The 13,652-nt window shown below is 67.7% G+C and carries 12 protein-coding genes and 1 pseudogene; 2 read left to right on the forward strand and 11 right to left on the reverse strand.

Going from position 1 to position 13,652, the window contains the following annotated elements; all coding sequences use genetic code 11:
- Window positions 1-114: 114 nt before the first annotated feature.
- The 6 genes and pseudogenes from M8R19_RS04990 to M8R19_RS05015 all read right to left on the reverse strand — a co-directional run.
- Window positions 115-288, reverse strand: a pseudogene (locus M8R19_RS04990) (transposase); the annotation flags it as partial.
- Between the two features lie 153 nt (window positions 289-441).
- Entirely contained in the window at window positions 442-2,943 is a 2,502-nt protein-coding gene (locus M8R19_RS04995) for a TonB-dependent siderophore receptor (protein ID WP_249917202.1), read from the reverse strand.
- Between the two features lie 133 nt (window positions 2,944-3,076).
- On the reverse strand, window positions 3,077-4,063 hold the full coding sequence (locus tag M8R19_RS05000; RefSeq protein WP_249917203.1) for a FecR domain-containing protein: 987 nt from the start codon (window positions 4,061-4,063) through the stop codon (window positions 3,077-3,079).
- 5 nt (window positions 4,064-4,068) lie between these two features.
- Window positions 4,069-4,578 carry a sigma-70 family RNA polymerase sigma factor gene (locus M8R19_RS05005; RefSeq protein WP_043267035.1) on the reverse strand — a complete coding sequence of 170 codons (510 nt, stop codon included), beginning with the start codon at window positions 4,576-4,578 and terminating at the stop codon, window positions 4,069-4,071.
- A gap of 114 nt (window positions 4,579-4,692) precedes the next feature.
- Window positions 4,693-5,310 carry a LysE family transporter gene (locus tag M8R19_RS05010; protein WP_249917204.1) on the reverse strand — a complete coding sequence of 206 codons (618 nt, stop codon included), beginning with the start codon at window positions 5,308-5,310 and terminating at the stop codon, window positions 4,693-4,695.
- Between the two features lie 529 nt (window positions 5,311-5,839).
- Complete coding sequence (locus M8R19_RS05015; protein WP_249917205.1) at window positions 5,840-6,460, reverse strand: LysE family translocator; 621 nt, start codon at window positions 6,458-6,460, stop codon at window positions 5,840-5,842.
- Between the two features lie 157 nt (window positions 6,461-6,617).
- Here M8R19_RS05015 and M8R19_RS05020 point away from each other — a divergent pair, with 157 nt between their 5' ends.
- The gene (locus M8R19_RS05020; protein WP_249917206.1) at window positions 6,618-7,622 is read left to right on the forward strand and encodes a D-2-hydroxyacid dehydrogenase family protein; all 1,005 of its coding nucleotides are present in this window, start codon (window positions 6,618-6,620) and stop codon (window positions 7,620-7,622) included.
- On the opposite strand, the gene M8R19_RS05025 is transcribed toward M8R19_RS05020, so the two are convergent.
- From M8R19_RS05025 to M8R19_RS05045, 5 genes are read right to left on the reverse strand one after another with little or no spacing between them, the layout of a single operon-like run.
- Window positions 7,619-9,733, reverse strand: coding sequence for a TonB-dependent receptor family protein (locus M8R19_RS05025; RefSeq protein ID WP_249917207.1), 2,115 nt, complete (start codon window positions 9,731-9,733; stop codon window positions 7,619-7,621). The two genes, M8R19_RS05020 and M8R19_RS05025, sit on opposite strands and share 4 nt — an antisense overlap.
- A gap of 28 nt (window positions 9,734-9,761) precedes the next feature.
- Window positions 9,762-10,205: a CopD family copper resistance protein gene (locus tag M8R19_RS05030; RefSeq protein ID WP_249917208.1), complete on the reverse strand. Its 444-nt coding sequence runs from the start codon at window positions 10,203-10,205 to the stop codon at window positions 9,762-9,764.
- Window positions 10,202-10,891 carry an ABC transporter ATP-binding protein gene (locus M8R19_RS05035; RefSeq protein ID WP_249917209.1) on the reverse strand — a complete coding sequence of 230 codons (690 nt, stop codon included), beginning with the start codon at window positions 10,889-10,891 and terminating at the stop codon, window positions 10,202-10,204. Before M8R19_RS05035 ends, M8R19_RS05030 begins: the two co-directional genes overlap by 4 nt.
- Complete coding sequence (locus M8R19_RS05040) at window positions 10,884-11,636, reverse strand: ABC transporter permease (RefSeq protein WP_043315096.1); 753 nt, start codon at window positions 11,634-11,636, stop codon at window positions 10,884-10,886. Before M8R19_RS05040 ends, M8R19_RS05035 begins: the two co-directional genes overlap by 8 nt.
- A gap of 10 nt (window positions 11,637-11,646) precedes the next feature.
- Window positions 11,647-12,660 carry an ABC transporter substrate-binding protein gene (locus tag M8R19_RS05045; RefSeq protein ID WP_249917210.1) on the reverse strand — a complete coding sequence of 338 codons (1,014 nt, stop codon included), beginning with the start codon at window positions 12,658-12,660 and terminating at the stop codon, window positions 11,647-11,649.
- 34 nt (window positions 12,661-12,694) lie between these two features.
- Here M8R19_RS05045 and M8R19_RS05050 point away from each other — a divergent pair, with 34 nt between their 5' ends.
- Entirely contained in the window at window positions 12,695-13,408 is a 714-nt protein-coding gene (locus M8R19_RS05050) for a Crp/Fnr family transcriptional regulator (protein WP_249917211.1), read from the forward strand.
- Window positions 13,409-13,652: the final 244 nt, after the last annotated feature.

Genomic DNA, 13,652 nt, shown 5'->3' on the forward strand with positions numbered 1-13,652 from the left:
AACTCGTTGGGGCGATGCCAATCCAATTCTGAACTGGTGCTAGCGCAAAATCGCCAATGTGCATTGCCGTCCGAATAACCGACGGCGATGACACCGGGCGGCTGGCCTGGCTTGATGACTGATGGTTTTGAAGTCCGGCGCCAGCCGTCCAGTCAGCCACATCAGTTCAAGGTTGCGCTGGCATTCGCGCTCCAGGCGACGACTGGACCGGATGTGGTTGAGGTAACCGTAGATGTAAACCTTCAACAGTACAGCGGGGTGATAGGACGGTCGCCCAGTTACGGCAGGAGAGGACGACGTTTTCACCCAGCCTGGGTCGGAAGCTGCCAGTGACCATTGCCCATCTCCATGAACAACCGTCCTCCATCGAGCAGAAGCGAACTTCCGTTCCCGTGCCTGTGAAAGGCGCCTCACAATGCGAGGCGCCTGAAGAGGCAGAGGTCAGAACGAGCCCTGCAGCGTGACCATGAAGTTACGCGGCTCGCCGTAGAAGTTGCCCCAGGAAATGGCCCCCACGCTCTGGTAGTACTTCTTGTCGAACAGGTTGTTGCCGTTGAGGGCGACCGACCAGTGGTCGTCGATGCGGTAGCCCAGGCGGCCGCTCCAGATGGCGTAGCCGGACTGCACCGACTTCACGCTGGACGACGTGGCAGAGGTGTCGCTCTGCGTCGTGACGCCGGCGCCCACGCTCCACCGATCCAGCTCGCCGGCCAGTTGGTAGTCGGCCCAGGCGCGGAACAGGTGGCGCGGGAAATAGGTGACCGCGAAGGCCGTTTCCTGCGGGTTGTCGTCCGCGCTCTCGAGGTATTTGGTCTGGGTGTAGGTATAACCGGCCAGCACCTGCAGCCTGTCGATCACCTCGCCGCTGATTTCCGCTTCGAAGCCCTGCGCCCGTACCTTGCCCGCGTCGCTGTAGCAGTAGCCGTCCGAAGAGCCGGGGCAGGCGCTGTCGTAGTTCGCCTCGGCCCGGTGCTCTTCGATCGTGCGGAAGAGGTTGAAGGCGGTGTTGACGCGGCCGTCCATCAGCTCACCCTTGATCCCGACTTCGTAGCTGCCGCCGGTCTTGGGCTGCAGCGGGCTGCCGGATTCGTCGGTGTAGGTGCTCTGGGGCTGGAAGATATCCGCGTAGCTGGTGTACACGGACCATTCCTCGTTCAGATCGTAGATGAGCGCCGCGAAGGGCGTGACCTGGCCGTTTTCCTGGCTCTTGTCGTGCTGCCAGTAGTCCCAGGCCTGGGTGTAGGAGTCGCGGTCGTTGCGGTACCAACTGACGCGGGAGCCGAGGACGAAGGTCAGAGGCTCGGCCAGCTTCAGCCGAAGCGTGGCGTAGGTGCCGAACTGCCGGGTGTCGGACTCGGTGGGAACCGGGCCGCCCCGGTAAGAGTTGGAGGCGTAGAAGCTGTCCGCCGGCTCGGGCATGTGCGGGTTGGGGTTGAAGGGGTCCTGGGAGATGCCGAGCAGCCCGGTCATGTTGATCAGCGCCCAATGGTCATGGGTTTGTGCGCGGCTGGCGTTGGCGCCGACGATCAGCTCGTGCTGCAGGCCGAAGGCATCGAATTTTCCGTCCAGGTAGGCATCGAAGCCGTAGTCGGTCTGGTCGTAGTCGAACAGCCCGGAGTAGACCGAGGAAGGCGCCGTGGTGGCGCCCGGGGCAACGCCGCCCGGCGTCTCGGACAGGGCGTACTTGATGTCCTGGTCGTTGTGCGTCCAGACACCGGCGAACTTGAAGGCCCAGTCCTCGTTCAACTGGTGGGACAGGTCGGCGAAGACGGTGGTGCGCTCGCTGTCCCAGGTGTTCCAGGACGCCCCCAGGCAGGTCGAGCGGCTGAGCTTCAGGTCCGAGCCATCGCTGTAGCGCGGCAGGCCGTGCCAGCAGGGCCTGGCGTCGAGCCGCTCGTAGGCGACGCCCAGCCCGACGGTGGTGTCCGGCGTCACGTCGTAGTCCAGGGCGCCGTAGAGGACCTGGTCCTTGCGCTTGCCCAGGTCGTAGAAATACTGCCGGTCCTGCAGCGCCACCACGGTGCGCCCGCGCAGCGTGCCGGACTCGTTGAGCGGGCCGCCGCTGTCCACCTGGCCGCGGTAGTTGTCCCATGAGCCCGCCGAGAGCGTCAGGTGGGTGGCCGGCGTGCTCTGGCCACGCTTGCGCACGAAGTTGACCCCGCCGGTGGAGCTGCCCGAGCCCTTCATCATGCCCGCCGCCCCCTTGAGCACCTCGACGCGGTCGTAGAAGGCCATGTCGCCGGAGAAGCTGTTGGCCTGGACGTATTCGCCGCCGACATCCAGCGGCACGCCGTCGTACTGGTACTGCCCCTGCATCATGAAGCCGCGGGAGTAGAAGTACTTGCCGCCCATGGGCGACTCGTACACGGTGATGCCCGGGGTCTTCTCCATGGCCTGGTCGATGGTGGTGATGTTGCGGTCATCCAGGTACTGGCGGGTCAGGACGGTCACCGCCTGCGGCGTTTCGCGCAGCGTATGCGCGCCCTTGCCGATGGTCACCGCGCGGGCCGAATAGGACTGGGTGCCCTCGGTGGTCGGGTCGAGCTGCTGGCTGGAGACGGTCGTGGCGCCCATCTCCAGCACCGCGCCGGATTGCGGCGCGGGTACCAGGCCGTAACCGCCGTTGCCCAGGCGCCGCACGCTCAGTTGCGTGCCGGCAAGGATGCGGGCGAAGCCGTCCTCGATGCCGTACTCGCCGTTGAGCCCGGCGCTGCGCTTGCCTTCGGTCAGCCCGGCGTTCACCGAGATCGGAATGCCCGCGCGCCGGCCGAACTCGCCCAGCACCTGGTCCAGCGGGCCGGCGGGGATGGCGTATTGCTGGGTCCGCGTGGCCGTGGATTCGGCCTGCGCCGGCAAGGCCGGCAGCAGGGCGAGCGCGGAACAGGAGAGCATGGCCAAACCGAGCGATTGGCGCAGAGCGCGAGCGATGGGGTGAAGCGTCATGGGCAGAGGGTCCGTTTCTCGTTGTGGGCCCGCGTGTGCGAGCAGGGATTTCTCCCTAGGCCAAGCGAGAAACGAAAACCTGCCACTTTTCTGAGAATTATTTTCATCGCCACGCTGGCGGGGGCTATCCGCCTCAGCGAGGGCCCACCGTCACCCAGTAGCGGGTACGCCGCTGGACCCTGACCGGCAGGCTGTCCGCCAGCATGGCCAGCACCTGGTCGGTGTCGCCCAGCGGGTAGGAACCGCTCAGGCGGATGTCCGCCACCGCCGGGTCGCAACGCAGCAGGCCGAGGCGATAGCGATCCAGCTCGGCGAGGAAGTCCGCCAGGCGCATGCGCTCGGCGATCAGGTAGCCATCGACCCAGGCGCCCTCGTTCACCTCCAGCGCCTGCGGCGTGCCCACGCCAGCCGCGCCGATGCGCGCCTGCCAGCCCGCCTCGATCACCGTCGGCGCACCGCCCGCCAGGGAACTGGCGGCGACGCGTCCCTGGGTGACCGCCAGGAAGGTGCCCTGCCCGTCGTTCTCCCGCCGGACGCGGAAGCGCGTCCCCAGGGGCTGCAGCACCGCCTCCTGGCTGATCACTCGGAACGGCCGCCCCGCGGCATCGCCGGCGGTGAGAATCTCGATTTCGCCATAGCGCAGGTGCAACTCGCGCGCGCTGTCGGTGTAACGCACATCGACTGCCGTGGCGGTATTGAGCCAGAGGCGCGTGCCATCGGGCAGCGTCCGCTGGCGGCGTTCACCGGTGCCGGTGTGGTAGTCGGCCATGGCGCCTTGCACCCAGTGGCTGTCGCGCCCCTGCCAGGCAAGCCCGCCGAGCAGGCCGAAGCCGACCAGCACCTTGAGCGCCTTGCGCCGGTCCAGCTCGCTGTAGTGGCGGCGCCCGGCCAGTTGCCGCGCCAGTGGGTCGGCCAGCGGGCCGGCGTGGCGCTGCAGGCTGAGCGGAATGCTGCTCAGGCGCTGCCAGGCGCGCTCATGCTCGCTGCTCGCCTCGCGCCAGTTCAGCAACTGGCGCTGCTCGGCATCACTCATGCAGCCCGACTGGGCCAGGGTGAACCAGGCGATGGCCTGGTCGCGGATGAGCGCGGGGATGGGACGGGAGTCGGTATCGCGGGACATGGCACTCACTCGAAGCGGCTGGCGTAGCAGGCAGCGAAGGCCTTGCCCATGGCCTTTTGCACCTGGTTGACGCTCAGGCCCAGGTGCGCGGCGATCTGCGGGTAGGTCAGGCCGTCGAGCTGCGACATCAGGAAGATCTCCCGCACCTGCGCCGCGAGGCCGTGCAGCAGTTCATCCACCTCCACCAGCGCTTCGATCAGCAGCAGGCGCTCTTCTTCGGAAGGCGCCACCCGCTCCGGACGCGCGGCCAGCGCCTCCAGGTAGGCACGCTCCACCGCCTGGCGCCGCCAACGGTTGACCAGCAGGCTATTGGCGATGGTGGCGAGGTAGGCCAGCGGCTGGCGCAGGTCGGCAAGGGGGCTGCGCGAACGCATCACGCGCACGAAGGTGTCCTGGGCCAGGTCCTCGGCATCGGCATGCCCGCCCAGGCGGCGCTGCAGCCAGCCCTTCAGCCAGCCGTGGTGGGCAATGTAGAGCCGTTCAACATCCCGTTCGAATGCCTGCTCGCGGTCCATGGACGTCCAGTCTTGTTAAACATGATAATCGTTCTCAACAATACTGGATTTGCCCTGCCCCGCGCAATTCTCCCGAGCACCTGGCGGATGCCGGACACCTGCGCTGGCCGGTGCCTAGCGCATTGCCGCCAGCTTGATGCCGAACCCCAGCAGGCAAGCCCCGGCCAGGCGCTCCAGCAGATTGGCGACACGCGGATTGGCCCGCATGCGCTCGGCCAGCTTGTGGGTCAGCAGAACGGCCGCCAGGCCGTAGAGGAAGGTCACCACCGCCACGGTCACCGCCATGAAGGCGAAGGTCACCAGCCCCTGGTGACTCACCGGGTCGATGAACAGCGGCAGGAAGGCCATGTAGAACACGATCGCCTTGGGGTTCAGCAGCGTGATCAGCATGGTCTGGCGCAGGTAATGGCCGCTTTGCATGCTGCTCTTGCGAGGTGCGCTGCCCGGCTTGCTCAACAGCATCCGCAGCCCCAGCCACGCCAGGTAGGCGGCGCCCAGCCATTGCACCGCGTGGAAGGCCGCGGGGTAAGTGGCCAGCAAGGTCGCCACGCCCGCCACCGCCATCCACAACAGCACCTGATCGCCCAGGATCACGCCGCAGGTCGCCGCCAGCCCGGCCTTGATGCCGCCCTTGCCGGTGGCCGTGATCAGCGCGAAGTTACCCGGCCCGGGAATGGCCAGCAGAACGATGAACGCAACGAGGAACGCGCCGTAATCGGTCACTCCGAACATGGATGAATCTCCTTGGCCAGGCAGGGGCGCTGAAACGGCCCAGTTTATCACCGGTTGCGCAGAGCATCCGACCGCAAGGCCCCGCCGCAACCGTGGTTCGGCAGCAGGCCGTGCCACCGGGGCGTTCGGCGTGGCCGGTGAATCCCATCGCGGACGGGGAACGTAGGAGCCACGCATCGAGGCGCTTTTCGTAGGATGGGTTGAGCTTGCGAAACCCATGCTGCCATTGGTGATGGGTATCGCTTCGCTCAACCCATCCTACGGGTGTGGTAGGGGCAAGCTCTTGCCGGCAGCCTGCAGGAGCATGCGCTGCTCTTCGTAGGAGCGGGCCCTGCCCGCGATTCGCGCGCAGGGCGCGCTCCTACAGGGGAATGGCGCGGGTGGGGCGGCGTAGGAGCGGATCTCATCCGCGAACCGCGCCGATACCTCCGGCTATCGCGGACAAGGTCCGCTCCTACGGGGGAGGAATGCCGTGCTTCCCGGCTACCTTGTAGGAGCGGACTCCACGCCCTCTTTGGCGCGGCGCGCCTCAACGCCGGCTCAGCGCCAGCCGCGCGGCGAACAGGAGAAAGACCGTGCCCGTCGTCCTGTCCATCCACTTGATGACCTTTTCGCGACGCAACACTCCCGCCAGTGGCCGCGTCGCGCCGATGAGGGCCAGCGACCAGAGCAGACCTATCGCCACATGGATGCCGACCAGGCCGAAGGTCCAGGCCACCAGGGGCTGGCCCTGCGGGATGAACTGGGGCAGGAACGAGACGTAGAAGACACCGACCTTGGGGTTCAGCAGGTTGCCCAGCATGCCCTTGAGGAACCAGTTGGTTTCCGCCCTGCCCTGGGTTTCGACTGACGCCAGGCTATGCCGCGGCCGCAGCAGCAGGTTCAACCCGAGCCATGCCAGGTAGGCGGCGCCGCAGTACTTCAGCGCGTTGAAGGCCAACTCGGACACGGCGATCAACGCGCCCAACCCGAAAGCGACAGCGGCGCCCCAAAGCAGGCAGCCGGCGTTGATGCCCAGCGCGGCGCGCAGCCCTTCCCGCTTGCCTTCCACCGCGGCCGTCCTGAGCACCAGGGCGGTATCCAGGCCGGGAGTCAGCGCCAGCAATGTGGCAGCGAAGGTAAACGCAAGCAGGCTGTCGGCGATGGACATGGGCATTCGGGACCTGGAGGTGGGGTGCGCGCACATTAGCACAGGCGCACTGATGGCAAGGTCCACGCTCCGGGCCGCAAGCTGTCACCCACGAAATCCACCAGGAAATCGGCTATCGTCCCGAGGTCGCTCACATGACCGCAGGGGCCGAACCCACATGCACATCGTCATCCCCGACGACTACCAACACGCCATCCAAACGCTCGACTGCTTCGCCCGCCTGGGCGGGCACGAGGTCAGCCTGATCCACGACCTGGGCCCTGCGTCGCCGGACGAGCTGGCGACGCGGTTCGCCGACGCCGACGCTTTAGTGCTCACCCGCGAACGCACACGCATCGATGCCGCGCTGCTCGACAGGCTGCCGAAGCTCAAGCTGATCAGCCAGACGGGCAAGGTCTCGGGCCACCTCGACCTCGACGCCTGCACCGAGCGCGGCATCGTCGTGACCGAAGGCCGCGGCTCGCCCGTGGCGCCCGCCGAACTGGCCTGGGCGCTCATCCTCGATGCGCGCCGGCAGCTGGTACCGGCCATCGAGGCATTCAAGGCGGGCCACTGGCAGGTCAATGTGGGCCAGGCACTGGCCGGGCAAACGCTGGGCATCTGGGGCTACGGCAAGATCGGCCAGCGCCTGGCGCGCTACGCCCAGGCGTTCGACATGCCGGTGCTGGTCTGGGGCAGCGAAGGCAGCCGGGCGGCCGCCACGGCCGACGGCCATCAGGCAGCGGCCTCTCGCGAAGCCTTCTTCGCCGAAGCGGACATCCTCAGCCTCAACCTGCGCCTGTCCGAACGCACGCGCCATGGCGTCACCTTCGACGACCTCGCCCGAATGAAAAGCAGCGCCCTGCTGGTGAACATCAGCCGCGCCGAGCTGATCGCCCCCGGCGCATTGCTCCAGGCCCTGGACGCCGGACGCCCCGGCTACGCGGCCGTGGACGTCTACGAACAGGAACCCCTGCTCGCCCCCGACAACCCCCTGCTGAACCATCCGCGCGCGCTCTGCACCCCGCACCTGGGGTACGTGGAGAAGAACGGCTATGAGCTGTACTTCGGCGATGCCTTCGACAATGTGCTGGCCTTCTTCGAAGGCAAGCCGAAGAACGTTGCGAACCCGCAGGCGCTGGCGGTGCGCCGCGGCGAGCAGGCTGGGAGCAACCGCCCCTAGAAAGCGTATTCCGCCCCCACGGTCAGGCTGCGCCCGTTGCCGCTGAGAAAGGTCGGCTGACTGGCATCGGCGCGGTTGCGGATCACGTAGCTGCTGGCATAGGTCTTGTCCGCCAGGTTGTCGCCCTGCACGTACACACTCAGGCCCTCGCGCGCCTTGTAGGCGGCTTTGAGGCCCCAGAGCGCATAGGCGTCCTGATAGTTGTTGCGGGTGTTGGCGTGGTCGGTCGGGGTGTCCTGGGGCAGCCAGCGCAGGTTGGGCCCGACGCTCCACGGCCCGCGCCGGTAGAGCAGCTCGGCCGACCAGAGCTGGCGCGGCACGCCGGCGATCCGGTTGCCCTGGAACTCGCCGCCGCGGAAGCGGAAGTCGCTGAAGGTCCACGCCACCCGGTAGGCCAGGTCGCCGCCGATGCTGGATGCCGTCGGCAGCAAGCCGTTCAGCCCTGCTTCGACGCCGCGGTGGCGGGTGCGCGAGCCGTAGTTGTAGGTTCCCACCTTCACCCCGTAGGCGTCGCTGGTGGAGATCAGCTCGTCTTCCACGTCGCTCTGGTACAGCGTCAGGCTCCAGTCGGTGCGGGCGATGCGACCGGCGCCGCCGATCTCGTAGGTGGTAGCGCGCTGCACGTCGAGGTCGACCAGCTGCGCCTGCGCCGTCGCCGGGGCTGCGGGCGAGACTTCGGCGGAAACGATTTCCCAGAACGTCGGCGCTTCGTGGCTGCGGCTGATGTTGGCGTACCAGCGCAGGTCCGGGCTGGGCGTCCAGTTCAGGCCGATCTTCGGCGTGGCGAAGTTCCAGCCCTGGTCGAGATGGCCGGCGCCATCGCGCGAATCCGCATCGCGGCTGACATCGCTCCACTTCACCTCGGTCACCAGGGTCCAGTCCGCCGCCAGGTTCCAGTCCAGGCCGAGCAGCAGATCGAGGTTGGAGGCCGTGAGGTCGAAGTTGCCGAAACGCTGCATGCGGCTTCCGTTCTGGGGGTTGTTGGCGTACAGCTCGCGGGTCATGTCGCTGTAGGACCAACTGGCGCCCAGGCGGTAGCCGAACAGGCGCTGCTCGCCTTCGAGCAGCCATTGCGCACCGAGCGTGTCGCTGTCGGTCAGGGTGTGGCTGAGCGGATCGGTGAAATCGTCCTGGGTGTTCTGCCCGTAGATGCCGAAGCTCTGCTGCCAGCCCGCCCCGCTCCACTGCGTACGGTTGGCCAGCCGCAGTTGCTGGGTATCGCGGTGCGGGTCACGCTGGTAGACGTTGAGCAGGCGGTCCTGCGGCGTGTTGCCGTCGCCCAGCACGCTGCGCGGATCGTCCTTCAGGCGCGCCTTGGTGATGACGTTGGGAATCTCGAAAGTCAGGTCGCTGTAGGACAGGTAGCTGCGATTCTGTACGCCGTTGCCCAGGTCCAGGCCGAAGTTGCTCTGCACCAGGGTGCGATGGGAAGCGGAGTGGTGGCGGTAGCCGTCGTACTCGTCGTGGCTGACGCTCACCCGTCCATCGTACCGCCCCTCATCCAGCCCGGCGGCAGCCTGCAGGCCCTGGCGGCCGAAGCTGCCAGCCTCCAGGCGGACGCGTCCGGCTTCGTCGGCGCCGGTCAGCGAGTTGAACTCCAGCTCGCCACCCAGGGCGGTGGCACCGGGGCTGCCGGCGTTGGCGCCGCGGCGGGCACTGATCCACGACGCATTGCGCGGCTCCAGCAGGCCGATGATGAAGGAACCGTCGGCCTCGTTGAGCGGCAGCCCGTCCTGCAGCAGCAGCACGCCGCGGTTGACCGGATTGCTCTGGATGCCCGAACCCCGGATGTTCAGGCGCGGCTGGTCGGTGCCGCCGAAGAAGTCCTGGATCACCAGGCCGGGCTGATAGTCCAGCGCATCGCGCAGGGTCGCCAGGCGTGTCTCCTGTTGCGGCTCGGCGAGGTTGGTGCCGCCCGGTACGCGGGCCAGGCGCTGGCGCTCGGCCTGCGTGGACTGGCTGACCGGCGCGAGGCTTTTTTCGCTGATCTGCATCGGCTCCAGCTCGAGGCGGTCCTCCGCCGCCACTGCCAGTGGCAGCAGGCCGAGGGCCAGCAGGGGAAGTGAAAGTTTCGAGGGAAAGTGGCGTTTGGGGGAAGGACAACGACTCATGACAAGCTCCGTCTGCACGAAATCTGGCTTACCAGCTCAGGTAGAACATGCCCTTGGCCAGCAGCACGATGCCGACCATGTGGCTGAAGACGCTCAGGTGGATTCGGCGGAAATACGTCGAATTCATGCGCCCGCTGTGGAGCAGGAACATGGCGCTGAAGAAGTGCCCGAGCACGCTCAGGGCGAGCAGGATCTTCAGGCTCAGCAAGGTGCCGAAGGACGATGCCAGCGGGTCCGCCAGCAGCGGCAGGTAGCGCGTCCAGACCATGCCCAGGCCGGCGCCGAACAGCACCAGCAGCACCCAGGGCATCAGCCGCCGCGCACGCTTGCCGATGCCCTGCTCCACCTGGCGCATCACCTCGGCCGGCACGTGCTTGCGCACGCCTTCGAAGATCAGCACCTCGAAGAACACCGTGCCGATGAACATCAGCGCGGCGAACAGGTGCAGGGTCAGCAGGATGGGATAGATCATGGCGCGGGTGCCTCCAGGGCCAGCAGGGTCTGATGCAGCACCGTCGCCACCTGGTCGGCGGCGTATCCGGTGAGGTCGAAGGGCTGCAACGCGCCGTCATTGACCAGCACGAAGCGCTCCACCAGGCCGATCAGCTCGGCCGGATGGTGGCTGACGCAGAGCAGCGCCGCGCCCGAGCTGGCAAGCCAGTCGCGGCAGAGGTCGAGCAGGGATTCGCGCAGGGCCGGGTCCAGCGCGCTGAATGGCTCGTCGAGCAGCAGCAGGTCCGGCTCGATCGAGAACGCGCGCGCCAGGGCAACGCGCTGGGCCATGCCGCCGGACAGTTGATGCGGCCAGGCGCGCTCGTGCCCGGCGAGGCCGACGCGTTCCAGCCAGTGGCTGGCCATCCGCCGCGCACTCGCACGGTCGAGGCCGCTCGCCCGCAGGGGGATTTCCAGGTTCTCCGCGACCCGGCACCAAGGCAGCAGGCGCGGCTCCTGGAAGGCCAGCACGGGATGGCGGAATCCATTCTCCAGCCGCCCCCGGCGGGGCTTCAGAAGGCCGGCAGCCAGGCGCAGCAGGCTGCTCTTGCCGGCGCCGCTGGGCCCGAGAATGCCGACCCGCTCGCCGGGCAACAGGCGCAGGGAGGCATCGGCAAACACCCGACGCTCGCCCAGCACCAGATCGACGCCGTGCCACTCAAGCATGGGCGGCCTCCTGCCAACGGCCCATGCGCCGCTGCAGCGGCTGCAGCAGAAGAAACTCCAGCGCGGCGACCAGCAACAGGATCAGCAGCGTCCAGGCATACAGCCCGGCGCTATCGAAGGTGCTGCGCGCATTGGCCAGCGCGAAACCGGCGCCACTCTCCGCGCCCAGCACTTCGGCCATCACCACCAGGCGCACGCCGCCGCAGGTGGCGATCAGCAGCGCCGCGCCCAGCGGCGCGGTGAGTGAGGGGATATAGAGCCGCCGCAGCTTCTGCCAGGGGCTGAAGCGGTAGACCCGCGCCATTTCCAGCAGGCCGCGGTCGACCATCTGCATGCCCTTGACGGTGTTCACGTACATGCCCGGCGCCAGCATCAGCACACTGATCAGCACCACCATGGCCGAACCGAGCCCGACCCAGAGCATCGCCAGCACCACGACCACCACTGGCGGCACCGACATCAGCAGCCAGCGCAGCGGCTCCAGCAGACCGCGCACACGGGCATCGAGCCCGGCCAGCAGCCCCAGGCAGAAGCCCAGCAGGCAGCCCAGGCCGACGCCCAGGACGATACGCAGCAGACTGGCCCCGGCGTTGAGGCGGAAGTCGGCCTCGAAAGGCAGGCGGACCATGGCTTGCAGCGTCTGCCATGGCGTCGCCATGAGCAGCGGGCCCAGGCGCAGCGCCAGCAGCTGCCAGCCCACCAGCAGAAGCGCGCCGCCCAGCAAGGCCCAGCGTCGGGAAGTCATGGGTCTCATCTCAGGGTCCATAGAAGCTGGCGGGCGGCAGGGCGCCCCCGATTGCCTGTGGATGGCGCTTGGCGATCAGCCCGAACAGCGCCTCCAGCGGTCCACGCGCCGCGCTGGCGGAAACACTCTCCAGGCGCGTGACGCGGATGGACTCTTCCAGCGCCTCCACCGGCAGGTGCGGCAGGTGCCGATGGACCAGCTCCGCGCAGGCCTGCGGGTGCGCGCTGCACCAACGGGCGGACTCGGCGTAGGCGGCATCCACCGCCCGCGCCAGTTCGCCGTCCTCGGCGCGCTGCGGGCTGCTCATCAGCCCTGCCTGAGGCAGTTCGGCCTGCTGCGGGAAGGCCTGCCGCCAGGCGCTCTCCAGGCTTTGCACGCGGTACAGCGGCGCGCCGCCCTGGCTGTGGTTGCGCCAAAGCAGCAGGGACACCGCCGGCTCCACCAGCAAGGCGTGATCGGCGCGGCCTGCCAGCAGCAGCGCCTGGGCGTCCTGGCCATCGCGGACCGGGCGCAGCGTCAGGTCCCTGCCCGGCTTCAGGCCGTGGCTGAGCAGCAATTCATCGACCAGGATCGCCGGCAGGTCGCGCTGGAACGGCAGCACCACCTCCTTGCCGGCCAGGTCGGCGAAACTCTTCACCTGGGGGTCGCGGCTCACCAACCAGATGATTCCCCACACCGAGACGTTGAGCAGCCGCACGGGCTGCCCGCGCCCGGCCATCAGCGCCGGCAGGTTCACCGGGGCGGCGCTGTAGTCGAGCTCGTTCTTGGCCAGCAGCACGCGCAACTGGTCGGGGTTCTGCCAGAGGCGGAATTCGACGCGCTCGGCGTACTGCTGCAGAGCGCCGCTCTCCACCATGTGCAGCAACGGGAAGCTCACCACCGCGCCGGGGCCGCCCAGCCGCAGCACCGCTTCCCTGGCCGTACCGGCAGGCGCCTGCAGGCACGCGCCGGCCGCCAGAACGAAAGAAAGGAGCAGGCGGGGGAGCCTTCGATTGATCGGCTTGCGAATAAGACTTATCTTCATTCGCAGATCATTGCAGCCCGCCCGCACGCCACGAATGACAAATGTTAAGTTCGCGCCAGACCGCGGCGAATGCCTGCGATTGCTGGGCGCCATCCCCCTCTTCGCCGACCTGCCGCAGGGCCTCATGGCCAGCCTGTGCGACTCGGCCAGTCTGCTGCGCGCCGAGGGCGGCAAACTGCTGTTCCGCGAAGGCGACCCGGCCGAGCACTTCCTGCTGGTGCGGCGTGGCTGCGTGGAAATGCTGCGCTTCACCTGCGACGGCGAAGAGCATGTCTTCCAGTTGTTCCGCGAAGGTCAACTGATCGCCGAGGCGGCCATGTTCATGCCCCACGGCCGCTACCCGATGAACGCCCGCTGCCAGGGTAGCGGCGAATTCTTCCGACTGAGCCGCAACGCGCTGCACAAGGCCTGCGAGGGCCATCCGCCATTGGCCATGCGCATGCTGGAAAGCCTCAGCCTGCGTCTCTACCGCCAGGTCAACGAGGTCGACTGGCTGACCGCCAGTTCCGCCTCCCAGCGCCTGGCCGCCTACCTGCTGGGCCTGCACCGTCGCCAGGGCGAAAGCCTGATGCTGCCGATCAGCCAGCGCCAACTCGCCACCCACCTGGGCATTCGCCCGGAATCCCTCAGCCGTCTGCTCTCCGACTGGCAGCAGGCGGGACGCATCCAGGGCCGGCTCCGGCAATGGCGGCTGTGCGACCTCACCTACCTGCAGGAACTGGCCAGCCCGGCGGTACGCTCCTTCTGAGGGGGACGGCTTGTGCTCGTAGTCACCACGATCATCGCCATGTCGCTAGTCGAGCGAGCTGTGCCGGCAAGGCAACTGGCTGAAAGAATCATGCCTGGCTGAGCGCTTTCCAGCTGCGCGGCCAGGACCGTTCCAGGGCGGTGCAAAGCCGTTCAATGGGGCTCGCCCACGTCGGCGCCGGACTGCGCCTGACGAATTCGAAATCGGTTCAAAGGGGTTGATTGTTCAGGCTGCCGCAGGGGAG

It is taken from the genome of Pseudomonas sp. R3.Fl (assembly GCF_023516765.1).
Classification (GTDB): domain Bacteria; phylum Pseudomonadota; class Gammaproteobacteria; order Pseudomonadales; family Pseudomonadaceae; genus Pseudomonas; species Pseudomonas citronellolis.

What these genes read in the sequence shown, in the direction of transcription:
- M8R19_RS05050 (WP_249917211.1), top strand. Translation starts at nt 12,695, where the DNA reads ATGACAAATGTTAAGTTCGCGCCAGACCGCGGCGAATGCCTGCGATTG.
- M8R19_RS05015 (WP_249917205.1), bottom strand. Translation starts at nt 6,460, where the DNA reads ATGTCCATCGCCGACAGCCTGCTTGCGTTTACCTTCGCTGCCACATTG.
- M8R19_RS05020 (WP_249917206.1), top strand. Translation starts at nt 6,618, where the DNA reads ATGCACATCGTCATCCCCGACGACTACCAACACGCCATCCAAACGCTC.
- M8R19_RS05040 (WP_043315096.1), bottom strand. Translation starts at nt 11,636, where the DNA reads ATGACTTCCCGACGCTGGGCCTTGCTGGGCGGCGCGCTTCTGCTGGTG.
- M8R19_RS05010 (WP_249917204.1), bottom strand. Translation starts at nt 5,310, where the DNA reads ATGTTCGGAGTGACCGATTACGGCGCGTTCCTCGTTGCGTTCATCGTT.
- M8R19_RS04995 (WP_249917202.1), bottom strand. Translation starts at nt 2,943, where the DNA reads ATGACGCTTCACCCCATCGCTCGCGCTCTGCGCCAATCGCTCGGTTTG.
- M8R19_RS05025 (WP_249917207.1), bottom strand. Translation starts at nt 9,733, where the DNA reads ATGAGTCGTTGTCCTTCCCCCAAACGCCACTTTCCCTCGAAACTTTCA.
- M8R19_RS05045 (WP_249917210.1), bottom strand. Translation starts at nt 12,660, where the DNA reads ATGAAGATAAGTCTTATTCGCAAGCCGATCAATCGAAGGCTCCCCCGC.
- M8R19_RS05005 (WP_043267035.1), bottom strand. Translation starts at nt 4,578, where the DNA reads ATGGACCGCGAGCAGGCATTCGAACGGGATGTTGAACGGCTCTACATT.
- M8R19_RS05030 (WP_249917208.1), bottom strand. Translation starts at nt 10,205, where the DNA reads ATGATCTATCCCATCCTGCTGACCCTGCACCTGTTCGCCGCGCTGATG.
- M8R19_RS05035 (WP_249917209.1), bottom strand. Translation starts at nt 10,891, where the DNA reads ATGCTTGAGTGGCACGGCGTCGATCTGGTGCTGGGCGAGCGTCGGGTG.
- M8R19_RS05000 (WP_249917203.1), bottom strand. Translation starts at nt 4,063, where the DNA reads ATGTCCCGCGATACCGACTCCCGTCCCATCCCCGCGCTCATCCGCGAC.